The 23,864-nt window shown below is 66.6% G+C and carries 24 protein-coding genes and 1 pseudogene; 9 read left to right on the top strand and 16 right to left on the bottom strand.

The features are described 5' to 3' along the window. Nucleotides 1-44: 44 nt before the first annotated feature. Nucleotides 45-461, bottom strand: coding sequence for a DUF1236 domain-containing protein (locus AC1RRW_RS19855; protein ID WP_492903090.1), 417 nt, complete (start codon nt 459-461; stop codon nt 45-47). A 127-nt stretch (nt 462-588) separates the two neighbouring features. After that, complete coding sequence (locus AC1RRW_RS19850) at nt 589-1,908, bottom strand: flavin monoamine oxidase family protein (protein WP_492903088.1); 1,320 nt, start codon at nt 1,906-1,908, stop codon at nt 589-591. A gap of 352 nt (nt 1,909-2,260) precedes the next feature. Here AC1RRW_RS19850 and AC1RRW_RS19845 point away from each other — a divergent pair, with 352 nt between their 5' ends. Then, complete coding sequence (locus tag AC1RRW_RS19845) at nt 2,261-4,540, top strand: TonB-dependent hemoglobin/transferrin/lactoferrin family receptor (protein ID WP_492903086.1); 2,280 nt, start codon at nt 2,261-2,263, stop codon at nt 4,538-4,540. Nucleotides 4,541-4,604: 64 nt separating this feature from the next. Here the strand turns inward: AC1RRW_RS19845 and AC1RRW_RS19840 are convergent, their stop codons facing one another. Further along, nucleotides 4,605-5,414: an RNA methyltransferase gene (locus tag AC1RRW_RS19840; RefSeq protein ID WP_492903084.1), complete on the bottom strand. Its 810-nt coding sequence runs from the start codon at nt 5,412-5,414 to the stop codon at nt 4,605-4,607. A gap of 122 nt (nt 5,415-5,536) precedes the next feature. Here AC1RRW_RS19840 and AC1RRW_RS19835 point away from each other — a divergent pair, with 122 nt between their 5' ends. Then, a complete protein-coding gene (locus AC1RRW_RS19835; protein WP_492903082.1) occupies nt 5,537-5,755 on the top strand; it encodes a hypothetical protein in 219 nt (72 codons plus the stop codon). A 69-nt stretch (nt 5,756-5,824) separates the two neighbouring features. Here the strand turns inward: AC1RRW_RS19835 and AC1RRW_RS19830 are convergent, their stop codons facing one another. The 3 genes from AC1RRW_RS19830 to AC1RRW_RS19820 form a co-directional block, all read right to left on the bottom strand. Next, nucleotides 5,825-7,678, bottom strand: coding sequence for a methyl-accepting chemotaxis protein (locus AC1RRW_RS19830; protein WP_492903081.1), 1,854 nt, complete (start codon nt 7,676-7,678; stop codon nt 5,825-5,827). A gap of 178 nt (nt 7,679-7,856) precedes the next feature. After that, a complete protein-coding gene (locus AC1RRW_RS19825) occupies nt 7,857-9,023 on the bottom strand; it encodes a dipeptidase (protein WP_492903079.1) in 1,167 nt (388 codons plus the stop codon). Between the two features lie 103 nt (nt 9,024-9,126). Beyond that, nucleotides 9,127-10,374, bottom strand: coding sequence for an NAD(P)/FAD-dependent oxidoreductase (locus AC1RRW_RS19820; RefSeq protein ID WP_492903078.1), 1,248 nt, complete (start codon nt 10,372-10,374; stop codon nt 9,127-9,129). A gap of 259 nt (nt 10,375-10,633) precedes the next feature. Here AC1RRW_RS19820 and AC1RRW_RS19815 point away from each other — a divergent pair, with 259 nt between their 5' ends. The 3 genes from AC1RRW_RS19815 (at nt 10,634) to rpe (ending at nt 13,134) form a co-directional block, all read left to right on the top strand. Further along, nucleotides 10,634-11,614, top strand: coding sequence for a hypothetical protein (locus AC1RRW_RS19815; protein WP_492903077.1), 981 nt, complete (start codon nt 10,634-10,636; stop codon nt 11,612-11,614). Nucleotides 11,615-11,663: 49 nt separating this feature from the next. After that, nucleotides 11,664-12,386 carry a glutathione S-transferase family protein gene (locus AC1RRW_RS19810; protein WP_492903075.1) on the top strand — a complete coding sequence of 241 codons (723 nt, stop codon included), beginning with the start codon at nt 11,664-11,666 and terminating at the stop codon, nt 12,384-12,386. A 64-nt stretch (nt 12,387-12,450) separates the two neighbouring features. After that, entirely contained in the window at nt 12,451-13,134 is a 684-nt protein-coding gene (rpe, locus tag AC1RRW_RS19805) for a ribulose-phosphate 3-epimerase (RefSeq protein ID WP_492903073.1), read from the top strand. Between the two features lie 20 nt (nt 13,135-13,154). Here the strand turns inward: rpe and AC1RRW_RS19800 are convergent, their stop codons facing one another. Further along, on the bottom strand, nt 13,155-13,511 hold the full coding sequence (locus tag AC1RRW_RS19800; RefSeq protein ID WP_492903071.1) for a DUF1428 domain-containing protein: 357 nt from the start codon (nt 13,509-13,511) through the stop codon (nt 13,155-13,157). A 143-nt stretch (nt 13,512-13,654) separates the two neighbouring features. On the opposite strand from AC1RRW_RS19800, the gene purB reads away from it, so the two are divergent. From purB to AC1RRW_RS19780, 4 genes are read left to right on the top strand one after another with little or no spacing between them, the layout of a single operon-like run. Continuing rightward, nucleotides 13,655-14,962, top strand: coding sequence for an adenylosuccinate lyase (gene purB / locus AC1RRW_RS19795; protein ID WP_492903069.1), 1,308 nt, complete (start codon nt 13,655-13,657; stop codon nt 14,960-14,962). A 31-nt stretch (nt 14,963-14,993) separates the two neighbouring features. Further along, the gene (locus AC1RRW_RS19790; RefSeq protein ID WP_492903067.1) at nt 14,994-15,272 is read left to right on the top strand and encodes a type II toxin-antitoxin system Phd/YefM family antitoxin; all 279 of its coding nucleotides are present in this window, start codon (nt 14,994-14,996) and stop codon (nt 15,270-15,272) included. Further along, nucleotides 15,272-15,676, top strand: a complete 405-nt coding sequence (locus tag AC1RRW_RS19785; RefSeq protein WP_492903065.1) for a type II toxin-antitoxin system VapC family toxin — start codon at nt 15,272-15,274, stop codon at nt 15,674-15,676. Before AC1RRW_RS19790 ends, AC1RRW_RS19785 begins: the two co-directional genes overlap by 1 nt. A 2-nt stretch (nt 15,677-15,678) precedes the next feature. Beyond that, on the top strand, nt 15,679-16,233 hold the full coding sequence (locus AC1RRW_RS19780; protein ID WP_492903063.1) for an RBBP9/YdeN family alpha/beta hydrolase: 555 nt from the start codon (nt 15,679-15,681) through the stop codon (nt 16,231-16,233). Between the two features lie 113 nt (nt 16,234-16,346). Here the strand turns inward: AC1RRW_RS19780 and AC1RRW_RS19775 are convergent, their stop codons facing one another. The 9 genes and pseudogenes from AC1RRW_RS19775 to AC1RRW_RS19735 all read right to left on the bottom strand — a co-directional run bounded on the left by AC1RRW_RS19775 (nt 16,347) and on the right by AC1RRW_RS19735 (nt 23,861). Next, a complete protein-coding gene (locus tag AC1RRW_RS19775) occupies nt 16,347-17,462 on the bottom strand; it encodes a branched-chain amino acid ABC transporter substrate-binding protein (RefSeq protein ID WP_492903061.1) in 1,116 nt (371 codons plus the stop codon). A 130-nt stretch (nt 17,463-17,592) separates the two neighbouring features. Next, nucleotides 17,593-17,967 (bottom strand): DUF6867 family protein, encoded by a 375-nt coding sequence (locus AC1RRW_RS19770; RefSeq protein ID WP_492903059.1) that lies wholly within the window; start codon nt 17,965-17,967, stop codon nt 17,593-17,595. 1 nt (nt 17,968) lies between these two features. After that, nucleotides 17,969-18,700, bottom strand: a complete 732-nt coding sequence (locus AC1RRW_RS19765; RefSeq protein ID WP_492903057.1) for an ABC transporter ATP-binding protein — start codon at nt 18,698-18,700, stop codon at nt 17,969-17,971. A 26-nt stretch (nt 18,701-18,726) separates the two neighbouring features. Next, a pseudogene (locus tag AC1RRW_RS19760) lies at nt 18,727-19,551 on the bottom strand (ABC transporter ATP-binding protein); the annotation flags it as partial. After that, entirely contained in the window at nt 19,551-20,930 is a 1,380-nt protein-coding gene (gene livM, locus AC1RRW_RS19755) for a high-affinity branched-chain amino acid ABC transporter permease LivM (protein WP_492903055.1), read from the bottom strand. The gene livM and the pseudogene AC1RRW_RS19760, both read right to left, overlap by 1 nt. Nucleotides 20,931-20,934: 4 nt before the next feature. Next, nucleotides 20,935-21,852, bottom strand: a complete 918-nt coding sequence (locus AC1RRW_RS19750) for a branched-chain amino acid ABC transporter permease (RefSeq protein ID WP_492903230.1) — start codon at nt 21,850-21,852, stop codon at nt 20,935-20,937. A gap of 240 nt (nt 21,853-22,092) precedes the next feature. After that, nucleotides 22,093-22,383 carry a HigA family addiction module antitoxin gene (locus AC1RRW_RS19745; protein ID WP_492903054.1) on the bottom strand — a complete coding sequence of 97 codons (291 nt, stop codon included), beginning with the start codon at nt 22,381-22,383 and terminating at the stop codon, nt 22,093-22,095. Nucleotides 22,384-22,397: 14 nt separating this feature from the next. After that, the gene (locus tag AC1RRW_RS19740; protein ID WP_492903052.1) at nt 22,398-22,676 is read right to left on the bottom strand and encodes a type II toxin-antitoxin system RelE/ParE family toxin; all 279 of its coding nucleotides are present in this window, start codon (nt 22,674-22,676) and stop codon (nt 22,398-22,400) included. A gap of 177 nt (nt 22,677-22,853) precedes the next feature. Then, complete coding sequence (locus AC1RRW_RS19735) at nt 22,854-23,861, bottom strand: 4-hydroxyproline epimerase (protein ID WP_492903051.1); 1,008 nt, start codon at nt 23,859-23,861, stop codon at nt 22,854-22,856. Nucleotides 23,862-23,864 lie beyond the last annotated feature (3 nt).

Raw genomic sequence — 23,864 nt, 5'->3', positions numbered from 1 at the left:
CATAGCCGCGGCGGGCCGATCCGACCAAAGTCGGGATGATCAGGTCAGTTGATCACCTGGACGATGCGGCGAGTGCGAGGCTCGACCAGCACCGTGCGGCCGTTCACGACCGTATAGCGGTACTCGGTGTTGCCGTATTCGCGGGGAATCTCGCGATAGACCACGCCGTCGGCGGGAAGCACGGTGCCGACGGCGACCGGCTCGGCATAGGTATAGGACGGCACGCGCTGCTCGACCACATAGGTCTGGAAGCGCGGGGTCTGGTCGCCGATGATGCCGCCGACGACAGCGCCGCCGACGCCGCCGACGACAGCCCCGACCGGACCGCCGACGATCGCGCCGCCGACCGCGCCGGCCGTTGCGCCGCCGACAGCGCCGCCCTGGGCGCCCTGCGGGTTCTGGGCAAAGGCCGCGGCCGGCACGGTGGCCAGCAGCGCGGCAATGGCGATCTTCTTAAGCATATCACTCTCCCGTGATGGTGATCGATGGGCTGACAACGCGGAGAGTTCGGGCGGGGTTCCGTCAAAAGACGTAATTTACCGAACGGCAAGGAAGAGGCCGCCGGGGAATGCCCGACGCTGCCGTCCATCAGACTTTGAGTTTTGCGACGGCCGCCGCGGCCGTCCGGCCGGCCAATGTCGCGCCGCCGACCGTCATCGCGCCGCCGCCGGCCGTCGCCTCGCCGGCAAGCCAGATGCGGTCGCCGATGGGCAGGCCGAGCGCATCGCGCGCCGACTCCTGGCCGGGCTGGCAGACGGAATAGGAGCCGAGCGCGAACGGGTCGGTCCACCATGCGGGGAAAGAGACGCCCGTGACGGCCTTGCGGACATCCTCGCCGATCATCCGCGCCAGCAGATCGACGACATGGGCGCCGGCCTCCCGCGCGCCGGCCTTCGACAGGTCGCGGGCATAATCGCCGCCGCAATAGCCGATGACGATGTCATTGCCGTCCGGGAACAGGTCGAAATTCATCAGCTTCCGCGATGATCCGGCCTCGATGTAGCTCGTGCCGGGGCTGATGCCGAAACGCTGGCCCTCGAGCTTCAGCGCGATCTTGGTCAACGCGCCCATGCCGATGCCGCCCAGCGCATCGCGGTGCCGCGCCGGCAGCTCCGGCGTGAAGCGGATGTGGCCCGCCTTCAGCACGCCGACCGGCACGGTGACGATCACCGCATTGGCGCGCAATGTTCCCGAGCGGCTTGTGACGCCCACGCCGGGCCCGTCCCAGGCGATGGCGCTGACCGGCTCGTTCAGACGGATGTCGAGGCCCTGGCCATGGCGGACGACGAGGTCGCCATAGCCGGAGGGCACGAGGTAATCGTCGCCGGCCCAGAGCCGCTGGTAGTCGCGGGCCGAAATCCTGTCGGCTTCCTCGCCGATCGACAGCAGCAGGCCCGACGCGGCGATCGGGGCCATGTCGGGACCGAGATCGCCGAGCAGTTCGGCGATCGAGAGGTCGCGCGCCGTGATGTCGACCGTCTCCAGCCGGCGGTCGATCTGGCCGAAGGCGCCGCGCCGCTTCAGGCGATCGCTCTCCGCCATCGGCCGGCCGTCGGCGAAGACCTGGAAGCCGCCTCCGCCCCAGCTCTCCTCGCGCGTCGCGACGCCGAGTTCCCTGGCGATCTGGGCCCAGGGGTTGCGCTCGGCCCAATGGATGAACATCGCGCCGGCATCATAGGCCGGGCCAAGCGAGGTGTCGGTGAAGGCGCGCCCGCCGGTGCGGTTGCGGGCCTCGAGGACGATCGCCGTGCGGCCGGCCGCCCCCAGCGCGTGCGCGGCCGCCATGCCGGCCGCGCCGGCCCCGATGACGACGACATCGACATCGGTGGCGCTGGCCGGCCTCGCGACCGTGAGGAAACCCGCCGTCATGGCGCCCGAGCCCATCAGCAAAGTTCGGCGATCGAGCATCGGGGATATCCGTGTGCCTGTCGTGACGGATGAGTATCCGCGATAGCGCCTTTCAAGCCGCATGCCATGGCGGAATTTCGGCCGCGCCGATCACGAGATCGGGAGTGCCGCATTGCGCCGGGCGACAGGCCGGAGGGAACGCTGATTTTTACAAAGGATCAAATCAAAGTAGTAATTTAGACCAGAACAATTCTATTATTTTGCGGAAACATCGAGGCGTATTGACAGCATCATTGCGGCCCAATATCGGCATATTGTCTTATGCGAGCGTATAAGAACTTGTTTATATTGACTTTAGACTGCCGGCCCGGCTCACGGCGTGGGCCGCGCGGGCGAGAACAGGATTCGGGCGATGGGCAATCCCTTCAGGCTGCGCGATGGCGTGGCGTTCGGCGCGCTGATGACGGCGATACTGGCCTCGTCGGCCCAGGCGCAGCAGAGCCGTGCACGTCCTCCCGCCGCCCAGCCGGGCGCGGAAAGCCCGGTCGTTCTCGACCAGATCAATGTCCAGGGCGAGACTACCGCGGGCTCCGCATTGGTCGAAGGGCCGACGACGACCCGCACGACGCGCGAGGAGCTCGACCGGCGGCAGGTCCAGAGCATCGCCGACCTCGCCAACCGCGTCGAGGCCGGCATCAGCTTCAACCGCAACACCAACAGCATCAACATCCGCGGCCTCGACGGGGCGCGCGTGCTGACGACGATCGACGGCATCCGGCAGCCGTTCCTGACCGATACCCGCATCGACCGCAGTTCGACCAACGCGTTCGACTTCGATTCGCTGTCGACGCTGGACCTGCTGCGCGGAGGCGGCGGCGGGGCGACGCTCGGTTCCGGGGCGCTCGGCGGCGCGCTCGCCGTCCGCACGCTCGATCCCGAGGACCTGATCAAGGGCAACAAGACCTTCGGCGGGCTCGCCAAGACCGGCTTCGACAGCACCGATCAGGCCTGGTTCGGCAGCGCGGCGGTCGCGGCCCGGCTGCAGCAGACCTATTTCCTGCTCCAGGGCAGCCTCCGCAACGGCAACGAGACCGACAACAAGGGCAGGATCGACAGCATCGGCGCGACCCGGACGTTGCCGAACCCGACCGATTTCACGCAATACGGCTTCCTCGGCAAGATCAACCACAATATCGGCGACGTGCACCGCTTCGGCCTCACGGCGGAGCTCTACAAGCGCGAGGACCGCATCCAGACGCTGACCTCGACCGTGTCGCCGACCGGGAATTTCCGGCCCGGCGCCTATCGGCAGGGCGAGGACGTCGAGCGCCAGCGCGTCTCGCTGTCCTACGATTACAAGCTGCCGGGGAGCTTCGTCGACGCGGCCAATGCGACGCTCTACTGGCAGAAAATCAAGCGCAACGTGCTGATCGACGCCTATCGCTTCACCAGCATCGTCGGCCCCTATGGCCGCGACAACGAGTCGGAGCAGGCGGCCTACGGCTTCAACGGCCATATCGTGAAGACCTTCCAGACCGGCATCTTCTCGCATGGGATCACGCTGGGAACCGAGCTGCGCGCGACCACGCTCGACCAGTACTCCAAGGGCTTCGACAACTGCCCGGCGCGCCCGGCGTCGGGCCTCTACACCGGCGCTTTCGCGACCTGCAACAACCTGCACACCAACCAGGCCGACCAGCCAAAGGTCGATGGCAAGGCGGTCGGCATCTTCCTGCATGACGAGATCGGCATGCTGGACAACCGCCTGCGCCTGACGCCGGGCGTGCGCTTCGACTGGTATGAGGAGGTTCCGCAGCCGACGCCGGCCTACAGCAATGGCGGCTCGCGGCCGGTCGGCCTGCCGCCATCCTCCAGCGATTCCGCCTGGTCGCCGCGCGTCCGGCTCGAATACGACATCCTCAAGAACGCATCCTGGCTGAAGGACGTCACGGCCTTCGCGCAATGGTCGAAGGGTTTCCGCGCGCCGACGGCGAGCGAGCTCTACGGCCGCTTCGGCGGACCCGGCACCTATCTGCGCATCGGCGATCCGACGCTGCGCAGCGAGACCAGCAACGGCGTCGATGTCGGCCTGCGCTTCGGCGACAGGGCGCTCGGGGGCTCGCTGACATATTTCCACACCAACTACCGCAACTTCATCGACACGGTGCAGATCGCGCCGCCCGGCGGGGACTATCCGCAGGGCGGCATCCAGGGGCCGCGCAACGTCGCGCGGGCCGAGATCCAGGGCTTCGAGGCCAACGCTCAATACGCCTTCGCGCCGAACTGGCTGGTGCGCGGCTCGTTCTCCTACATCCGCGGCGTCAACGAGAACAACAACACCTTCCTGAACTCGATCCCGCCGGTGCAGGGCATCGTCGCGGTCGTCTACGGAACGGACAGGTGGGGGGCGGAGCTGTCGACCAAGCTCGCCGGCCGGCGCGACGACGTCGCCGCGACCACGGGCACGGCCCAGGGCTTCCGGGCGCCGGGCTATGCGATCTTCAACGCGTCGGCCTGGTGGAAGCCGCTGCCCCAGATCGCCGATCTCGAACTGCAGGTCGGCGTCTACAACATCTTCGACCGGAAGTATTTCGATGCCCTGACGGTGCCGACCGGCGTCCTCGCCCAGGCGCGCGACTATTACAGCGAGCCTGGCCGCACCGTGAAGGCGACGCTGAAGTACCAGTTCTGAGCCAAGGCCGCGTTTCGAGACCCGCCTTGACTGGCCCGCCCTCTCCGGAGGGCGGGTTTTTCGTTCAGGGTTCGTCCTTCAGCGCGAGCGAACGGGCTCGGCGCGGTCCTTCCGCCAGCGACTTGAAGACGCCGCGCAGCGTCCGCGCCTCCTGCTCGGTCAGGCTGAGCCGGTGCAGGATGTCGCGCAGGTTGGCGGTCATGACCGGCTTCTTGCCGGGCGGGAAGAAGCCGCGGATGTCGAGCTCACCCTCGACATAGTCGAACAGCGACAGCACCGTCGCGCGCGTCGCCGGCGGCGAGAGCAGGCTCTCGCGGAAGGGCGGCTCGCCGCCATTGGCCTTGAACCACTCATACCCGGTCAGCAGCACGGCCTGGGCGAGGTTGAGCGAGGCGAAGGCCGGATTCACCGGAAAGGTCAGGATCGCGTCGGCGAAGGAAATCTCCTCGTTGGTCAGGCCGATGCGCTCGCGCCCGAACAGGATGCCGACGCGCTCGCCCGCGCCGATCCGGTCTGACAGCGGCGGCATCGCCTCGGCCGGCGTGACGACGCGCTTCATCTGGCCGCGCTCGCGCGCCGTGGTGGCGAGGACATGGTTCAGATCGGCGATCGCCTCGGCCGCGCTGGAAAAGAGCCGGGCGTTTTCGAGGATATGGGTCGCGCCCGAGGCGGCCGAGGTCGCGCCCTTCTTCAGGCCGCCGCCGCTCGGCCAGCCGTCGCGCGGGGCGACGAGGCGCATCTCCGACAGGCCGAAATTCGCCATGGCGCGCGCGCACATGCCGATGTTCTCGGCCATCTGCGGCTCGACCAGGATGATCACCGGGGCCGCGGCCTGGACGGGCGGGCGGGTGCGGTCGGTGCCGGAGCCGGGCATTGACGAAGCCGTTGCAGAGGGTGGACGCGATCGGCGATACGAGGCAGTGGTGTCAGACGGGGAGGGCGCGCGGTCAAGCGCCGGCTGTCGCATTTCGGATAAGGCAAGACTTCGGATAAGGAATGGCGGCGACGATGGACGGCGACAGCGGCTACCTCATCGTGCTGCTGATGCTCTGCGTCCCGCTCGGACTGTTCCTCGCGCAGATCTGGGCGCGCTCGCGCTCGGCGGGCGCGGCGCGGCTGGAGGCGCATACGGATGTTTCGGAGGCGCCTCCGGCGCTGCAGCCGGAAATGGAGTTGAAGCCCGAACCGACCGCAAGCGACGAGCGCACGCCATGAGATCGATAACTAAGAACGGCGGGCCGAAGGCCCGCCGCACTGTCACGACCGGGTAATGGCGACCCCGGCTCAGGCCGCGTGACGCCTTGGAGGCTGAACGCTCGTCGCCGTCGCAACGCGATCGGTCCTGAAGGACGAGACCAGATCGTTCAGGCGCTGGATCTGGTTCATCAGCGCGGTCGCGGAGGCCGCGCTTTCCTCGGCGAGCGCCGCGTTCTGCTGCGTCATCTCGTCCATGTGGGCGACGGTCTGGCTCATCTCGTCGATGCCGTTGGCCTGCTCGGCCGCGGCGGCGGAGATGTCCGAGACCGTGCCCGAGACCTTGCGCGAGGCGTCGACGATCTGCTCGAGCGCCTCGCCGGCCGAGCGCACCAGCGCCACGCCCTGCTCGACCTCGCGACCCGACTCGCTGATCAGCGCCGTGATGTCCTTGGCCGCCTCGCCGGAGCGCTGGGCCAGGGTGCGCACCTCGGAGGCGACCACCGCGAAGCCCTTGCCGGCGTCGCCGGCGCGCGCGGCCTCGACCGCGGCGTTGAGCGCCAGCAGGTTGGTCTGGAAGGCGATCTCGTCGATCACCGAGGTGATGTCGGAGATTTTCTTCGAGGCCGTCTCGATGCGCGTCATGGCGTCGACGGCGTCGTTGACGATGGCGCCGCCCTTTTCCGCGACCGACATGGCCTGCTGCGCCAGCGTGACGGCCTGTTTCGAGGAGCCGGCCGAGGCCTTCACGCTCGCCGCGAGTTCCTCGGTGGTGGCGGCGGTCTCCTCCAGCGAGGACGCCTGCTCCTCGGTGCGCTTCGACAGATCGTCCGCTCCCATGTTGATCTCGCGGGCGGAGTTGCCGACATCGGCCGAGGTCGCCTGGATGGTCTGGACGGTCTCCGAGAGACGATTGACGGCGGTGTTGAAGTCGTCGCGCAGTTTCTCGTAATCGGCGGCGACGCCTGAATCGATCCGGCAGGTCAGGTCGCCCTTGGAGAGCAGGTCGAGCCCGTTGCCGAGCAGCGCCATGACCGCGCGCTGCTCGGCGGCGAGGCGTTCCTGCTCCTGCACGCGGGTCGCACGCTCGCGCTCGCTTTGCTGCCGCTGCGCGTCCGAGGCCGAGCGCGCCTGCTCGGCTTCGGCTTCGAGGCGACGCATTTCGAGGCCGTTCTGCTTGAAGATGAGGACGGTCTTCGCCATGTCGCCGACCTCGTCCTTGCGGGCGTCGCCGGTCACCGCAGCATCGTAGTTGCCTGCGGCCAGTTCGTTCATCGCCAGCTTCAGGCGGTTCAGCGGCTGCGTGATGGTGCGCGTGGACATCAGCAGCGCGCCGGCCAGGCCGAGCAGAATGCCGATGCCGGTTCCTGCGAGGGTCACCAAAATCGTATTATTTGTGGTCGCGGTCAGACCTTGGGAGATCTTGTCGAGCTCCTTGATCAGCCCCGTGTTGAACGAGGCGATGTCGTTGATGAGGTTACGCAGGTTCTCGTCCAGCGATCTCATGACGTTAAGCGCTTTTTCGTTCTCGTCGCGCGCGCCGAGAGCCACCGCTTGATCGACGAAGGTCTTCAAACCACGCGCCTGGGCGGAGAAGCCGTCGAAACGGGCTTTCGCTTCGGGCAGAAGAGACGCGGCTTCGGCAAGAAAATCGAGAGTCGATTTGAAGGCGGCTTCGCTCCGCGCCTTCGCCTCGGGGATTTCCGGCGCGCTGGCCGGCATGGCGATGATTTTGTAGGCTTGCGCTATCAGGTCGTTGGCCGTGCGCGATGCGCGCGCCGACGCCAGGATCGCTTTGGGATGGCTGTTCAGGACCTGCGAATAGTTGGCGTCGACCTTTTGCATTTGCTGGCCTGCATAAAACGCGGCGCCGAGGCCGATCAGCCCCATAAGGATGATGGCGGCTGCGAATTTCGCACCGATTTTCACATTGTCGAGGGTCATGATCGCCGTCCGCGTAAGAGCTCCACGTCGGCGAATTCCGCACTTATACGGTTAAAAAACTTCTAAAACAGCAATTTTTTGCTTTAAAATGCAAAGAGATGCGTCGCCATGCGTCCTTTTTCGGCGTTTCCTGTAAGGAATGCAATGTAAGCATGCGTGGAGTCGTACGCCCTTCGTCTTAGTTCCCCGGTGTCGCCAACGTTGCGGGGCCGGCAATCGCTTCCACCGCCCGCATCGCCCGCAGCATGTTGCCGCCGGCGAGCTTTTCGAGATTCTCTTCAGACCAGCCACGCCTGATCAGCTCCGCGATCAGCGCCGGAAAGACGGAGGCGTCCTCCAGCCCGTCCGGATTGACCCAGCCGAAGAAGTCCGAACCGATGCCGACATGGTCGTGGCCGATCCGGCCTGCGAGATAGTCGAGATGGTCGCAGTATTCCGGCAGCGTCGCCTTGGGGCGCGGGCCGGCCTTGCGCTCGATCTCGGCCTCGGCCTTGGCGTAATCCATCCCCTCGGGCGTCTTGCCGTACTGGTCCTTGGCCGGCCGGTGCCAGTCGCGCGAGGCCTGGCTGATGAAGTCGGGCACGAAGGTCGCCATCACGACGCCGCCATTGACCGCCACACGGTCGAGCACGTCGTCGGGGACGTTGCGGGGATGGTCGCAGAGCGTGAACGCGTTGGAATGCGACCAGACGACCGGGGCCGTCGTGATGTCGAGCACGTCGTGCATCGCCTTGGGCGAGACATGGGCGAGATCGACGACCATGCCGAGTCTGTTCATCCGGCCGATCACCTCCTTGCCGAAGGCCGAGAGGCCGTTGTGCCGGGGCGCGTCGGTGGCGGAATCGCACCAGTCATGGGTGCCGTTGTGGCACAGCGTCATCAGCCTGACGCCGAGGCCGAAATAGGCGTCGAGCGCATCGAGTTCGTTGTCGATCGCCGAGCCGTTCTCGATCGTCATGAACAGAGCGATCCTGCCCTCGGCCTTGGCGGCGGCGACGTCGTCGGCGCTCAGCCCCGGCCGGAAGACATCGGCATGCAGACGCAGAATGTCGCGCATCAGCGCGATCAGCGCGAGCGCGAACCCGGCCGGGTGCTTGTGGTTGGGCGGGACATAGGCCGCGAAGAACTGGCCCGCCAGCCTGCCGGCCTGCATGCGCGGGATGTCGGTATCGACCTCCTCGTGCACGCGCGTCAGGTCGTAGGCCGCGACGTCGCCCTTGGCGGCGCGGCTCGTGCGGATGACGTAAGGCAGGTCGTTATGGCCGTCGATCAGCGGGGCGCGCTCGAGCAGAGCGAGCGCCGCCGCGTAGGCATTGTCCTGGACGGGCGGTTTGGCGAGGGCCATGGGCTGAAACCTTGGTCGGAGAATCTGCGGACGCGATCGTGGCAGCGGTCCGGGCGGCAGGCGAGGGGGCCTGGCGCAGGGCCGCCCCTCGTCATTGACGCGATCAGCCGAACCGCGCCGGCGCGAACGGCGTCGGGTCCACGAAGACCTTCTGCCCCGTCACCATCTCGGCGATCATCCGGCCGGTCACGGCGGCGAGCGTCAGGCCGTGATGGGCGTGGCCGAAGGAGAACCAGAGGTTCCTGTGCCTGGGCGCCGGGCCGATGATCGGCATCATGTCGGGCGTGCAGGGCCGGCTGCCGAGCCAGGGCTCGGAATCGAGCCGCTCGCCGAGCGGGAACAGCGTCTTGGCGATCGGCTCGGCGCGGGCGAGCTGCACCGGGGTCTTCGGCGCATCGCGGCCGGCGAACTCCGCGCCGGTGGTCAGTCGCACGCCCTGGCGCATCGGCGCGAGGAAATAGCCGCGTTCGGTGTCGAGCACCGGATGGTTCAGCACGGCGTTGCCGAGCGGCTTGTAATGCATGTGGTAGCCGCGCTTGACCGCCAGCGGCAGGCGGTAGCCGAGCTTGTGGTTGACCATGTCGGCCCAGGGGCCGAGCGCCACGACGGCATCCTTCGCCGTGGCGCTCGCGCCGTCGGCCAGCGTCACGCTCCAGCCCGCGCCGTCCCGCGCCAGCGTGCCGGCGTCGCCCTGCGCCAACCGGCCGCCGAGGGTCTCGAACAGCGCGACATAGGCCTTCGACAGGCCGAGCGGATCGATGACGGTGACCGGATCGGTCCAATGCAGGCCGCCGATCAGGCTCTGGTCGAGATGCGGCTCCTCGGCGCGCAGGGTCGCTGCGTCGAGGGCGCGATGGTTCAGGCCGAAATCGCGCTTCCAGCGCGCGGCCTCGGCCAGGCGCGCATCCTGCTCGCCCTGCGTGCGGAACACCTTCATCCAGCCCTTGCGGCGCAGCAGCTCGGTCGCCCCGGCCTCGCGGGCGAGCGCGTCGTGCTCGCTGACGCAATGCTCGATCAGCGTCGCGTATTTCCGTGCGATCGCCTCATGCCGCGAGGCGCGCGAATGCATCCAGTAGGACCACAGGAACGGCGCCAGCCTGGGGATCGCGTTCCAGTGGTAATGCGCGTCGATGGTGTTGTTCATCGCGTAGCGGATGAGCGCGCCGAAATCATGCGGGAAGCCGTAGGGATAGACGCCCTCGCGCTGGATCAGCCCGGCATTGCCGTAGCTCGTCTCGCCGCCCGGCTGGCCGCGATCGATCAGCAGCACCGATCTGCCGGCCTTCCGCAGATGCAGCGCCACCGAGATGCCGACGATGCCGGCTCCCAGAACGATCGTATCCGCCTGCATCAAACCGCTCCCGTCAGCCGCCCATTTTCTTAGGAATAGCCGTTTCCGGGCCAGAGTCAGCGGCCAAGCACGGTTCCGCAAGGCGTTTGGCGAAGTTTCGCAAGATGTGCGCCGGAGGCCGCGCAGCCGCCGCGCGCATCCGCGCCGAGCGCCATTCGCCGCAATTTTCTGTCGGCGGCCGGGGGCGATATGGTAACGCGATGACGCGCCGCCGCGCCCGGCGGCAGCGCTGCTGCCTGTCCCGGATCGATCGGCCTCCATGATTTCGCGCTTTGCCGCCCTCCTCGCCGCCGGCCTCGCCTGGCTCGGCCGCTACGGCACGCAAGGTTTCGCGCTCTCGATCCTGCTCGGCCTGGCGCTGCCGCAGTTCTCCGCCGCGGCGCGGCCGCTGCTGCCGGTCTCGATCTTCTGCTTCACCACGGTCACCTTCATGCGCGCCGATGCCGGCGTCATCATGGGGCTGGTGCGGCGGCCGAGGAAGCTCCTGCTCTGCGCGCTCTGGCTCGTCGTCGCGCCCGTCGCGCTGGTCGGGGCTGGCATCCTGCTGACCGGCCGGGCCTCGCTCGATCCGGGCCTCGTGCTGGGCCTCGCGATCCTCGCCGCCGCGCCGCCGATCATGTCCTCGCCCGCGGTCGCGATCATCTACGGCTTCGAGCCGTCGCTGATCATCGCCGGCGTCATCGTCACGACGCTGGTCAGTCCGCTCGTCGCGCCGCTGCTCGTCGATCTGCTGGCGGGCTCGGCTGTCCCGCTCGACCGCTGGGTGCTGACGCTGCGGCTGCTGTTCTTCATCGGCGGCGGCATGGCGGTCGCGACGCTTGCGCGGCTCTGGCTCGGCACGGCGCGGATCAGGGAGATGAAGGCCAATCTCGATGGTTTCGGCGTACTGATGTATTTCATCTTCGCGGTGGCGGCGATGGACGGCGTCACCCGCGCGGCGGTCGCCGATCCGGGCAAGGTCGCGTTCTTCCTGGCCTGCGCGTTCGGCGTCTCGCTGGTCGGACTGACGGCGAGCTATCTCGTCCTGCGCCCGCTGCGGCCGTCGGACCGCTTCATGGTCGGCTACGGTTCGGGACAGCGCAATATGGGCCTGCTCGTCGCGGCCCTGGGCGCGGGCATGCCGCCGACGACCTTCCTGTTCTTCGCGCTGGCGCAGTTCCCGATCTACCTCCTGCCCTGGCTGCTGGGCGGGATCGCGGCAAGGATCAAACGCGGCGAGCGCGCTGCTGACGGGGCTTGACGCTGCGCCTTGCGAGGTTCGGCTGCCGTCGCAGCCGGAGCCTCGAGCCATGATCACGCTTTACACCGGACCCTTGAGCCTGTTCGCCCGCAAGGTCGAGATCGCGCTGGGCGAGAAGGGGCTGGCCTATGAACGCCTCACCGTGCCGTTCAACCAGACCACCGGCTACGATCCGAAGCACCCCGAGGTGCTGGCGCTGAATCCCAGGGGCCAGGTGCCGGTGCTGAGCGATGGCGGGCTCGTCGTCTATGACTCCACGATCATCCTGGAATATCTCGACGAGGCCTATCCGCGGCCGCCGCTCTATCCGGCGACGCCGGTCGAGCGGGCGCGCTGCCGCATGGACGAGCTCTTCGCCGACGAGATCCTGCTCGCGGCGCTGCGGCCGCTGATGCACCGGACTTCGCCCCCGGCGCGGGACCGCCAGCAGCGCGCGGCCCAGGCCGCCGATGCGCAGATCGCCGAGGCCGCGCTGGCCCGCCACCATGCCGAGCTCGATCAGCGCCTCGGCGGCCGCGAGTTCTTCGGCCCCGCGCTGTCGGTCGCCGACATCGCCCTGTTCATGGGCGTGCTGTTCGGGCTTCGTCTCGGCGGACCTGACTTCTCCTGCCATGCCGGCCTGTCGGCCTGGTTCGGGCGGTTGCGCAAGCGGCCGGCCTTCGCCGAGGCGGCGGCCGGGATCGCGGAGGCGGATCGGCGGCTCTCCGTTCCGGTGGAGCGTCGCCAGGACCGGGCGGTTTCGATCGCGGGGCCGGCCCGGCGAGCTTTCTGATCGCGCATCGGCTTTTCCGAAAACCGCGTTCCACTTTTCGGGCCAATGCTCTAAACCCGCCTGCATGAGCGCCCCCATCCGCATCTCCCCCTCGATCCTCTCGGCCGACTTCTCGAAGCTGGGCGAGGAGGTGCGCGCGATCGACGAGGCCGGCGCCGACTGGATCCATTGCGACGTGATGGACGGGCATTTCGTGCCCAACATCACCTTCGGCCCCGACGTGCTGAAGGCGATCCGGCCGCACACGACGAAGCTCTTCGACGTGCATCTGATGATCGCTCCGGTCGACGCCTATATCGACGCCTTCGCCAAGGCCGGGGCGGACCTGATCTCCTTTCATGTCGAGGCCGGCCCGCATCCGCACCGGACGCTGCAGGCGATCAGGGCGCAGGGCAAGCAGGCCGGCATCGTGCTCAACCCCGGCACGCATGAAAGCGCGATCGAGCCGCTGCTCGACGATCTCGACCTTATCCTGCTGATGACGGTCAATCCCGGCTTCGGCGGGCAGAGCTTCATCCGCTCCGTGGTCGAGAAGATCGCTCGCGTCCGGGCCATGATCGGCGAGCGGCCGATCGCGCTCGAGATCGATGGCGGCGCGGCGCCGGAGACCGCGCCGCTGGCGGCCAAGGCAGGGGCGAACGTGCTGGTCGCGGGCTCGGCCGTGTTCAAGGGCGGGCCGCAGGCCTACGCCGCCAATATCGCGGCAATCCGAAAGGCGGCCGAAGCCGCGCGCGGGGGCTGGGTCTGACCGCAGGGCGTAATCGAGCCTCAGGGGGTCAGATCGAGCTGCGAGAAGCCGCCGTAGATCATCCGCTTGCCGTCGAACGGCATCGGATTCGTGCCGGGCTGCATCGCCGGATCGTCCATCAGCTTGGCCCAGGCGGCATCTCGCACGTTCTTGCTCGGCCACTCGATCCAGGAGAACACCACGACCTCGTCCTCCGTCGCCTCGACGGCCCGGAAGAAATCGGTCTGCTTCCCCTTGGGAACGTCATCTCCCCAGGTTTCGACGACGTTGAGTGCGCCGTGCTGGCGGAAAAGCGGCGCCGCCTTGGCCGCGTGGGTTCTGTATGCCTCGCGATTGGCTGCGGGGACGGCGGCGACAAAGCCATCGAAGTAACTCATCAGCCTTCTCCTCTTGCGTTGGCCTCTTCTGTCAACGGCCCATCATGCAGGTGGTTTCACCCGATCATGTCAGGGAGTCGTTCCGTTGCCCGGCCGGGCGTGGTAGCGACCGCGCAAGCAAAGCCCCGATCAGCGAGCCGCACATGATCCTCCGCTATTCCCGACCCGAGATGGTCGCGATCTGGGAGCCGCAGACGCGGTTCCGGATCTGGTTCGAGATCGAGGCGCACGCCACCGACAAGCTCGCCGAGCTCGGCGTGGTGCCGAAGGAGGCGGCCGCGACGATCTGGGCCAAGGCCAGGGACGCGACCTTCGACGTCGCCCGCATCGACGAGATCGAGCGCGTCACCAAACACGACGTCATCGCCTTCCTGACGCATCTGGCCGAGATCGTCGGGCCGGAGGCGCGCTTTGTCCATCAGGGCATGACCTCGTCCGACATTCTGGACACCACGCTTTCGGTGCAACTCGCGCGCGCCACCGACATCCTGATTGCGGATGTCGATGCCCTGCTCGCCGCGATCAAGCGGCGTGCCTTCGAGCACAAGCTGACGCCGACGATCGGCCGTTCGCACGGCATCCATGCCGAGCCGGTGACCTTCGGGCTCAAGCTCGCGCAGGCCTATGCCGAGTTCGACCGCTGCCGCGCGCGGCTGGTGGCGGCCCGCGCCGAGATCGCGACCTGCGCGATCTCGGGCGCGGTCGGCACCTTCGCCAACATCGACCCAAGCGTGGAGGCCCATGTCGCGCAGATGATGGGGCTGACGATCGAGCCGGTCTCGACCCAGGTGATCCCGCGCGACCGGCACGCGATGTATTTCGCCACGCTCGGCGTCGTGGCCTCGTCGGTCGAGCGGCTGGCGACCGAGATCCGGCATCTGCAGCGCACCGAGGTCTACGAGGCGGAGGAGTTCTTCTCGCCGGGCCAGAAGGGCTCCTCGGCGATGCCGCACAAGCGCAACCCGGTGCTGACCGAGAATTTGACCGGCCTCGCGCGCCTCGTGCGCGGCATGGTCGTGCCGGCGCTGGAGAATGTCGCGCTCTGGCACGAGCGCGACATCTCGCATTCGAGCGTCGAGCGTATGATCGGGCCCGACGCCACGGTGACGCTCGACTTCGCGCTGGCGCGTCTGACGGGCGTGATCGACAAGCTGCTGATCTACCCGCGGAACATGCGCAGGAATCTCGACCGGCTCGGCGGCCTGCACAACTCGCAGCGCGTGCTGCTGGCGCTGACGCAAGCCGGAGCGAGCCGCGAGGAGAGCTACAGCCTCGTCCAGCGCAACGCGATGCGGACCTGGGAGCATGGCGAGGACTTTCTGACCAACCTCAAGGCCGACGCCGAGGTGACGGCGAAACTGTCGGCGGCGGAACTCGAGGCGATGTTCGACGAGGGCTATCACTTCAAGCACGTCGACACGATCTTCGCGCGGGTGTTCGGGGAGGCTTGAGCCGACTGGTCAACCAGTCTAAATTCTCGCCATGATCATCGTCGGCGCATTCGAGGCCAAGACCAAGTTTTCCGAACTGCTCGACCGCGTCGAAGGTGGCGAGGAGATTATCGTGACGCGCCACGGCAAGACGGTTGCCCGCATCGTCCCCGAGGGCCTTCCCGATGCGGAGACCGAGCGCAAGAAGCGCGAGGCCAAGGCTGCTGAAATCATGGCGGAGTTCGTGCGCGTCAGGGAGATGTTGCGCGCCCGGGGGGTATCCTTCTCGATCGAAGATATCATCTCGGCCAGGGACGAAGGTCGCCGCTGATGGCGGTCATCGATGCGTCGATCGTGATCGCGGCCCTATCGCCAGACGAGCGGAGCCGAGAGGCTCTGACGAAGATCGCGCCTTATTTTCTTGGCGGCGGATGTGTTCCCGGTCTTTGGCCGATCGAGGTCGCCAACGTCTTGTTGACGAAGCATCGGCGTAGAATTCTCGGCTTGGACGATTGCGAAAATGTCTGGCGGACCGTCGCGCTCATTCCGATCGATATCCACCACTTCGAGGCCAGCAGGGTCGGGAGTCATATCCGGCCGCTTGCCCTCTTGCATGGTCTCTCGAGTCACGACGCCTGTTATCTCCAACTCGCACTCGACCGCAGCGCGCCGCTTGCGACCGTCGATCGAAAACTGATGGCGGCGGCCCGTGCCGAAGGCGTGATGGTCCTCTGACAATGAAATCCTCCGACGTCGACATTCTCATCATCCCCGGCTGGTCCGGCTCCGGGCCCGACCACTGGCAGAGCCGCTGGGAGAGCAAGCTCAAGACCGCACGGCGCATGGTCCAGGACGACTGGGAGAAGCCGTCGCGGGAGGGTTGGGCGCGGCGCATCGTCGAGGCCGTGCGGGCGGCGAGCCGGCCGGTGGTGCTGGTGGCGCATTCCTGCGGGGTCAGCGCGGTCGCCCATGCGGCCGGCCAACTGAGGCCCGGCGAGGTCGCGGGCGCTTTCCTTGTCGCTCCCGCTGGTGAGGAGGCCAAGCGCGCGCTCCCTGGCGTGGAACCGGCCTTCGCCGAGCACCGGCGGCAAAAGCTGCCGTTCCCGGCCCTCGTTATCGCCAGCGCGACCGATCCGCATTGTCCGCAGGACGAGGCGAGGGAACTGGCGCAGGCCTGGGGCGCCGATTTCGTCGACGCCGGCGACAGCGGCCACCTCAACAGCGAATCCGGGCACGGCCCCTGGCCCGACGGCCTGCTGCAATTCGCCGGATTTCTCAGGAAGTTGGGCTGAGCGGCCCGCGAGCTTGATTAACCCGTCAGGTCGTATCGCCGGCCATGGCAAAACCGCCCCGGATCGCTCCGGGGCGGTCTTGTCTCACGCGAAAGCGCGATCAGCGATCGAGGTCAATTCTCGACATAGGTGATCTTGCCGTCGGCGGCCTTCTTCCAGGTGTAGACGGTGTAGTCCGGGCGGGTGATGTCGCCCTTCTTGTCGAAGGCGAGCTTGCCGATCACCGTGTCGACCGGCTGGCCGCCATGCAGGGCGGCCGCGACCTTCTTCGGGTCGAGCGAATTGGCGCGCTTGGCGCCTTCGGCGATGACCTGAACGGCGGCGTAGCTGTAGAGCGTGTAGGCCTCGGGCTTGAACTTCTTGGCCTCGAACTTCTTCAGGACGGCGGCCGCCTCCGGGCGCTTCTGCGGATCCGGCGGGAAGGTCATCAGCGTGCCCTCGACGCCGGGGCCGCCGATCGTGGCGAACTCGTCGGTGGTGATGCCGTCGCCGGAGATCATGACCGTCTTCAGGCCCTGGTCGCGCATCTGGCGCACGATCAGACCGCCCTCGGTGTGCAGGCCGCCCCAGTAGATGTAGTCCGCGCCGGCCGCCTTGAGCTTCGAGATCAGCGCCGAGAAGTCCTTCTCGCCGGCGTTGACGCCTTCGTACAGCACGTCCTTGATGCCCGCCTTGGTCAGGCCCTTGCGGGTCTCGTCGGCAAGGCCCTGGCCATAGGTCGTCTTGTCGTGGACGACGGCGATCTTCTTGTCCTTCAGGTTCTTGGCGATGTAGGCCGCCGCGACCTCGCCCTGCTGGTCGTCGCGCCCGCAGGTGCGGAAGACGTTCCAGAGGCCGCGCTCGGTGATCTTCGGGTTGGTCGCGGAGGGCGAGATCGCCAGGATGCCGTTCTCGGCATAGACTTCCGAGGCCGGCATGGTCACGCCGGAGTTGAAGTGGCCGATCACGAACTTGACGCCGTCGCCGACGAACTTGTTGGCGACGGAGACGCCCTGCTTGGGATCGGAGACGTCGTCGCCGACGGTCAGCGTGATCTTCTGGCCGAGGATGCCGCCGGCGGCGTTGATGTCCTCGATCGCCTGCTCGGTGCCGTTCTTCAGCTGGGCGCCGAAGGCGGCGTTGGGGCCGGTGATCGGGCCGCCGACGCCGAACTTGATCTGGGCATTGGCCACGCCCGAAAAGGCGAGGACCGCGCCGAGCGCGATGCCGCTCAACAGCAGTTTCTTCATGAGATGAGACTCCCCTGCATTGACACTATGAACGGGCTGGATCGTCCGCCCGTCTCGGCGCGTGGTGCCACCGTGAGGCGCAGTCTTGCGCTTTTTCAACGGTCTGTCACGCGTCAAGCTCGCTGCCTTTTCAGGCGAGTTCAGCCTTGATCGCGACGCCCTCGCGAGGCTTCCAGCCGAAGGGGCCGGCGCGCTCGAAGAGCCAACGATACTGGGTCGTCATCTGTCTCGCCCGGTTGAAGCGCCAGCCCGCGAAGGCGAACATCATCAGCACTATCGTATCGACGGCATAGTAGTGCAGCGTCAGCAGCGTCGCCTGGAACAGCGCGAAATGGATGAAGCGCACGACGAGGCCGAGCACCAGCACATAGATCACGAGCTGGTAGTTCGGTTTCCAGGTCAGCGCGACGGCGCGCCCCGTCATCCAGGCGAGCCAGCCGCCCATCACCACGGTGACGAGCAGGAACAGCCAGATCGTCGGCTCCTCGTGGAGAATGCCCTGCATGTCAGTGCCTCCCGCCTTCGAGATAGGCCGCGCGCACCTGCGGGTTGGCCAGCAGCTCCTGGCCGGTGCCGCTCATGGTGACGACGCCGTTGACCATGACATAGCCGCGATGGGCGAGCTTCAGCGCATGGAAGGCGTTCTGCTCGACCAGGAACACGGTCAGCCCCTCGGTCTTGTTGAGTTCGCGGATCGCCTCGAAGATCTGTTTCACGATCAGCGGCGCGAGGCCGAGCGAGGGCTCGTCGAGCAGGAGCAGCTTCGGCCGCGCCATCAGCGCGCGGGCGATCGCGACCATCTGCTGCTCGCCGCCCGAGAGCGTGCCGCCGCGCTGCTGCAACCGCTCCTTGACGCGCGGGAAGAGCACGCAGATCTTTTCCAGATCCTCCTCGAAATGCTCGAGGCCGCGCACGGCCGCGCCCATCTGCAGATTCTCGAAAACTGTCATGCGCGGGAAGATGCGCCGTCCCTCCGGAGACTGCGCGATGCCGAGCCGCGCGATCTCGTGGCTCGGCATCTTCGTGATGTCGCGACCCCGATAGACGATCGTGCCCTCACGCGCCTGCGGATTGCCGAAAATCGTCATCATCAGCGTCGATTTGCCGGCGCCGTTGGCGCCGATCATGGTGACGATCTCGCCCTCGTTGACATCGATGTCGACGCCCTTCAGGGCGATGATCTTGCCGTAATAGGTCTTGACGCCCCGCACGGCGAGCATTGCAGCGGTCTCGATCATGCGATGCCGACCTCCGCTTCGACGGCCGCGACCTCGTCGTCGTCGACGCCGAGATAGGCCGCGATCACCTTCGGATCGGCCTGGACCTGCGCCGGCGTGCCGTCGGCGATCTTGGTGCCGTAGTCGAGCACCACGACATGGTCCGAGATCTCCATCACCACGGACATGTCGTGCTCGATCAGCAGGAGCGCGGTGCCGATGTCCTTGCGGATCGAGAGCAGCAGCGCGTTGAGGTCGGCGCTCTCGCGCGGGTTGAGGCCGGCGGCGGGCTCGTCGAGGCAGAGCAGCACGGGGTCGGTGCACATGGCGCGCGCGATCTCGAGCCGGCGCTGGTCGCCATAGGGCAGGTCGGCGGCGGGGTCGTCGGCGCGGTCGATCAGGTTGATCTTCTCCAGCCAGAACTTGGCCTTCTCGATCGCCTCGTTCTCGCGCGCCTTGTAGCCGCCGACGCCGAGCACCCCGAGAAACGTGAAGCCCGACGCGATCATCAGCGGGTTGTGCTGCGCGACCAGCAGGTTCTCCAGCACGGTCATGCCGCCGAACAGGCGGATGTTCTGGAAGGTGCGCGCGACCTTGGCCCGCCACGAGATCTGGAAGTCCGGCATGCGCTCCAGCAGGAAGCTCGCGCCCGAATCCTGCGTCAGCGTCATCATGCCTTCGGTCGGCTTGTAGAAGCCGGTGATGCAGTTGAAGACGGTGGTCTTGCCGGCGCCGTTGGGGCCGATCAGGGCGGTGATGTCGCCCTTGCGGGCCTCGAAGGAGAGGTCGTTGACGGCGGTCAGGCCGCCGAAGCGCATCGTCAGATGCTCGACCTGCAGCAGCGGGGCCGATGGGAGAGGAGCGCTCGTCATCAGCCGTGCCCCTCCTGCACCATGTCGGCCGAGATCGCCTTCTTCTCTTTCAGGAAGGCCGTCGGTTCGCGCGTCGAGATCAGCCCGCGCGGCTTCCAGATCATGATCACGACCATGGCCGCGCCGAAGATCAGCATGCGGTACTTCGTCGGATCGAAGTCGTTGCCGAAGACCGCCTTGAGCAGATCGAGCTCGCGCAGCAGTTCGGTGCCGCCGATCATCACCGTGGCGGCGATGGCGCAGCCCCAGAGCGAACCCATGCCGCCTAGCACGACGATGGCGAGGATGATCGCCGATTCCATGAAGACGAAGGATTCAGGCGAGATGAAGCCCTGCCGCGCCGAGAAGAAGGCCCCGGCGAAGCCGCCGAACATGGCGCCGATCGAGAAGGCGGTGAGCTTGGTGTTGGTGGTGTTGATGCCGAGCGAGCGGCAGGCGATCTCGTCCTCGCGCAGCGCCTCCCAGGCGCGCCCGACCGGCAGGCGGCGCAGGCGCAAGGTGACGAAAGCCGTCAGCAGGGCCAGGCACAGGATCAGGTAGTAGAGGAAGATCGTCCGGTAGAGCGGTGAGAATTCGAGCCCAAAGACCGCGGCGAAGCCGGTGTCGCTGGCGTTGAACGGGATGCCGAAGAAGCTCGGGCGCGGAATTCCGGAGATGCCGGCATAGCCGCCCGAGAACTCGACCCAGTTGACGAGGACGAGGCGGATGATCTCGCCGAAGGCGAGCGTCACGATGGCGAGATAGTCGCCGCGCAGCCTGAGCACGGGAAAGCCGAGGAGCATGCCCCAGAACGCGGCGAGGATCCCCGATAGCGGCAGCAGGATCCAGAAGGACAGGCCGAAATTCTTGGCGAGCAGGGCGTAGGAATAGGCGCCGACCGCGTAGAAGGCGACATAACCCAGATCGAGCAGGCCGGCGAGGCCGACGACGATGTTCAGCCCCCAGCCGAGCATGACGTAGATCAGGATCTGGACGCCGAAATTGTCGATCCATTTCAGCGCGCCGCTCCAGCCGGAGAGCGTGATCGCGATGATCGGGAAGGTGACGAGGAAGCCGAGGCCCAGTAGCGAGAACGTCCGCGAACGCGCCTGCAGCCAGGCGAAGGTGCCGTGCGGCAGGAAACGGACGAGCGATTGCCGCTCGGATTTGCCCTGCGCCTGCAGCGCCACGAGGAAGCGGCCGACGAAGACGATCGCGACGGCCCAGGCGACGGCGTCCCAGCGCGGGTCGAGCACCAGCACGTTCTCGATGTTCTGGCGGGTGCCCCAGGCGATGATCGGGATGCACAGGCCGAAGGTGACGAGCGCCGAGAAGCCGGCCTCCTTCAGCGCGGCCTTCATGTCGCGTTCGCGGGCGGCCGGAGTCGTTGCCTTTGTCATCGGGTCAGACCTTCTCGACTTCAGGTCGGCCGAGAATGCCGGACGGCATGAAGACCAGCACGATGGCGAGGATGCAGAACGCCGCGACGTCCTTGTAGTCGATGGTGAAATAGGCCGACCACATCACCTCGATCAGGCCGATCAGCAACCCGCCGATGACCGCGCCGGGCAGCGAGCCGATGCCGCCGAGCACGGCCGCGGTGAATGCCTTCACGCCCGGAATGAAGCCGTCGTTGAACGAGACCACGCCGTAGAGCACGAGATACATCACGCCGGCGACGGCGGCGAGCGCGGCGCCCATGACGAAGGTGATCGAGATCGTCCGGTCGACGTCGATGCCGAGCAGGGCGGCCATCTTGCGGTCCTGCTCGCAGGCGCGCTGGGCCCGGCCGAGCGGCGTCTTCTGGACGATCCACCAGAAGGCGGCGAGCAGCACGGCGGTCGTGACGATGATGACGATCTGCTTGTAGGAGATCTGGACCGAATAGGTCGCGCTCTCGATCAGCGTGATCGACTTGTTCAGCATCGGCGGCGTCGACTTGTTGCGCGGGCCCTGCACGACCTGGACGAAGTTCATCAGGAAGATCGACATGCCGATCGCCGAGATCAGCGGCGCGAGCCGGAAGGAGCCGCGCAGGGGGCGATAGGCGACGCGCTCGATCGCCCAGTTCCAGAGCGAGGTGAAGAACATCGCCAGGACCAGGACGACGATCAGCGCCACCACGATCAGCCCCGCCCCGAACCACGCCGCGATCAGCATGAAGAAGATCAGCGCGATGAAGGCCGAGAGCATGAAGATGTCGCCATGGGCGAAGTTCACCATGCCGATGATGCCGAAGACCATCGTGTAGCCGATGGCGATGAGGCCGTAGATCGACCCGAGGGTCAGCCCGTTGACGAGCTGCTGCAGGAACACTTCCATCGAGACGCGCGACCCCTTGAACCAGCTCCCGTTCTCTTGAGCCGACATGACGACGGCGCATGCGGGATGCGACTTCCGCGCAGAGCTACCAATCCCGCGCGGCTTCGACAATCGCGCCGCGCCACAAAACTGTCAAAAGCAATCTGCCACCGTCTGCCGAAGGATTAGGCAGTCGACTTTGCCGCCGCGCGGCGATTTGGCGCAACATGATTGCGAGGTGGGCAGGGCGGAAATCCGAACTCAGGCCGCACTCATATGAAGGGTCGAGACGATCTCGGCCTCGCGCTGGCGCGCCTGCGCCAGATCGAACGCGAGCTGCATGCGAAGCCAGGTCTCGGCCGTGGATCCGAACACCTTCTCGAAGCGGATCGCCATGTCAGGCGTGATGCCGCTGCGGCCGTTGACGATCTTGTCGAGCGTCTGGCGGCTTACGCCGAGCCGGTCGGCAGCCTTGCCCACCTTTAGTCCCAGCTCCGGCAAACAGTCATCCCTGACAATCCGTCCCGGATGAGGGGGATTCTTCATGGGCATAGCGTTGCAACCTTCTAGTGGTAGTCGATGTGGTCGACATCGACGGCGTCCTGACCCTCAAAGCGAAAGATTATTCGCCAGTTGCCAGTAACTTTGACGGCGAAGAACCCTTTCAAAGGCCCAGCCAATGGATGGAAGCCGTATCCGGCGATGTTCATGTCCTGAGGACGCGTAGCCGCATCAAGGGTAGCCAAACGGTTTTCGATCCTCGTGCGCTGTTCGGCGGGTAGCCCGCGCGCATCGTCTGTCTCGAATAACTTCTCCAAGGCTTTACTTTTGAAACTGCGGATCATGCGTGTGGGCTCCTTCTGAAAGGTCGAGGCACTGAAATTGGACGAACTGAAAAATATAAGTGTTGCTGATATGTAAACTGAAAGTTGTCTGTTGTCAACCCAGTATGGCGGTGACGGCATGCATTGACGAGAAGGCCGCATACCTCTGCTGGTAGCGGTGACCAGAAGCGTTGCCGCTTACCGATCCGCCACCGTGAACCCGTGCGCCAGCGGGTCGCGCTCGTCGATGAAGATGGTGTTGTAGCCGGTCATCCGGGCCCAGCCCTCGATCGAGGGGATGATCGCGTCGTGCTCGCCGACCTTGGCGGCGGCCTCGACGCGGCCGCGGAACAGCGTGCCGATGATGCTTTCGTGGACGAAATCGTCGCCGACCTTGAGCTTTCCCTGCGCCGCCCATTGCGCCATCCGCGCCGAGGTGCCGGTGCCGCAGGGCGAGCGGTCGAGCGCCTTGTCGCCGTAGAACACGGCGTTGCGGGCATGGGCGTCCGGCTTGGTCGGCGCGCCGGTCCAGAGAATGTGGCTCAAGCCGTTGATCGCCCGGTTCTCCGGATGGACGAACTGGTATTTGGCGTTCAGCGCGGCGCGCAGCTTCGGACTCCAGCGCAGCAGGTCGGACGGGTTGACCTCGGCGATGTCGCGGATCGCGCTCTGCGGATCGACGATCGCATAGAAGTTGCCGCCATAGGCGACATCGACCATGACCTCGCCAAGCCCGTCGACATCGGCCGTGAGCGCGGTCGCATGCAGATAGCTGGCGATGTTGGTGATGCGGACGCTGTCGACATGAGGTCCGTTGCGGACATAGGTCGCGGTGACGAGGCCGGCCGGCGTGTCGATCCGGAGCACGCCTTTCTCGCGCGGCGTCACCAGCCCGCGCTCCAGCGCCATGGTGACGGTGCCGATGGTGCCGTGGCCGCACATCGGCAGGCAGCCCGAGGTCTCGATGAAGAGGAAGGCGATGTCGGCGTCGTCGCGCGTCGGCGGATAGAGGATCGCGCCCGACATCATGTCGTGGCCGCGCGGCTCGAACATCAGCCCGGTCCTGATCCAGTCGAACTCGGCCAGGAAATGCGCCCGCTTCTCGACCATGGTGGCGCCGTTCAACATCGGGCCGCCGCCCGTGACCATCCGCACCGGATTGCCGCAGGTGTGGCCGTCGACGCAGAAGAAGGTGTGTGTCGTCATGGG

This window comes from Allobosea sp. GW821-FHT12C12 (assembly GCF_058807355.1).
Note: the sequence above shows the minus strand (reverse complement) of the source record. Positions and strands in the feature narration are given on the sequence as shown.

What these genes read in the sequence shown, in the direction of transcription:
- AC1RRW_RS19820 (WP_492903078.1), bottom strand. Translation starts at nt 10,374, where the DNA reads ATGCAGGCGGATACGATCGTTCTGGGAGCCGGCATCGTCGGCATCTCG.
- AC1RRW_RS19765 (WP_492903057.1), bottom strand. Translation starts at nt 18,700, where the DNA reads ATGATCGAGACCGCTGCAATGCTCGCCGTGCGGGGCGTCAAGACCTAT.
- AC1RRW_RS19810 (WP_492903075.1), top strand. Translation starts at nt 11,664, where the DNA reads ATGATCACGCTTTACACCGGACCCTTGAGCCTGTTCGCCCGCAAGGTC.
- AC1RRW_RS19835 (WP_492903082.1), top strand. Translation starts at nt 5,537, where the DNA reads ATGGCGGCGACGATGGACGGCGACAGCGGCTACCTCATCGTGCTGCTG.
- purB (WP_492903069.1), top strand. Translation starts at nt 13,655, where the DNA reads ATGATCCTCCGCTATTCCCGACCCGAGATGGTCGCGATCTGGGAGCCG.
- AC1RRW_RS19785 (WP_492903065.1), top strand. Translation starts at nt 15,272, where the DNA reads ATGGCGGTCATCGATGCGTCGATCGTGATCGCGGCCCTATCGCCAGAC.
- livM (WP_492903055.1), bottom strand. Translation starts at nt 20,930, where the DNA reads ATGACAAAGGCAACGACTCCGGCCGCCCGCGAACGCGACATGAAGGCC.
- AC1RRW_RS19750 (WP_492903230.1), bottom strand. Translation starts at nt 21,852, where the DNA reads ATGGAAGTGTTCCTGCAGCAGCTCGTCAACGGGCTGACCCTCGGGTCG.
- AC1RRW_RS19775 (WP_492903061.1), bottom strand. Translation starts at nt 17,462, where the DNA reads ATGAAGAAACTGCTGTTGAGCGGCATCGCGCTCGGCGCGGTCCTCGCC.
- AC1RRW_RS19830 (WP_492903081.1), bottom strand. Translation starts at nt 7,678, where the DNA reads ATGACCCTCGACAATGTGAAAATCGGTGCGAAATTCGCAGCCGCCATC.
- AC1RRW_RS19825 (WP_492903079.1), bottom strand. Translation starts at nt 9,023, where the DNA reads ATGGCCCTCGCCAAACCGCCCGTCCAGGACAATGCCTACGCGGCGGCG.
- AC1RRW_RS19800 (WP_492903071.1), bottom strand. Translation starts at nt 13,511, where the DNA reads ATGAGTTACTTCGATGGCTTTGTCGCCGCCGTCCCCGCAGCCAATCGC.
- AC1RRW_RS19735 (WP_492903051.1), bottom strand. Translation starts at nt 23,861, where the DNA reads ATGACGACACACACCTTCTTCTGCGTCGACGGCCACACCTGCGGCAAT.
- AC1RRW_RS19855 (WP_492903090.1), bottom strand. Translation starts at nt 461, where the DNA reads ATGCTTAAGAAGATCGCCATTGCCGCGCTGCTGGCCACCGTGCCGGCC.
- AC1RRW_RS19815 (WP_492903077.1), top strand. Translation starts at nt 10,634, where the DNA reads ATGATTTCGCGCTTTGCCGCCCTCCTCGCCGCCGGCCTCGCCTGGCTC.
- AC1RRW_RS19740 (WP_492903052.1), bottom strand. Translation starts at nt 22,676, where the DNA reads ATGATCCGCAGTTTCAAAAGTAAAGCCTTGGAGAAGTTATTCGAGACA.
- AC1RRW_RS19745 (WP_492903054.1), bottom strand. Translation starts at nt 22,383, where the DNA reads ATGCCCATGAAGAATCCCCCTCATCCGGGACGGATTGTCAGGGATGAC.
- AC1RRW_RS19840 (WP_492903084.1), bottom strand. Translation starts at nt 5,414, where the DNA reads ATGCCCGGCTCCGGCACCGACCGCACCCGCCCGCCCGTCCAGGCCGCG.
- AC1RRW_RS19770 (WP_492903059.1), bottom strand. Translation starts at nt 17,967, where the DNA reads ATGCAGGGCATTCTCCACGAGGAGCCGACGATCTGGCTGTTCCTGCTC.
- rpe (WP_492903073.1), top strand. Translation starts at nt 12,451, where the DNA reads ATGAGCGCCCCCATCCGCATCTCCCCCTCGATCCTCTCGGCCGACTTC.
- AC1RRW_RS19780 (WP_492903063.1), top strand. Translation starts at nt 15,679, where the DNA reads ATGAAATCCTCCGACGTCGACATTCTCATCATCCCCGGCTGGTCCGGC.
- AC1RRW_RS19845 (WP_492903086.1), top strand. Translation starts at nt 2,261, where the DNA reads ATGGGCAATCCCTTCAGGCTGCGCGATGGCGTGGCGTTCGGCGCGCTG.
- AC1RRW_RS19790 (WP_492903067.1), top strand. Translation starts at nt 14,994, where the DNA reads ATGATCATCGTCGGCGCATTCGAGGCCAAGACCAAGTTTTCCGAACTG.
- AC1RRW_RS19850 (WP_492903088.1), bottom strand. Translation starts at nt 1,908, where the DNA reads ATGCTCGATCGCCGAACTTTGCTGATGGGCTCGGGCGCCATGACGGCG.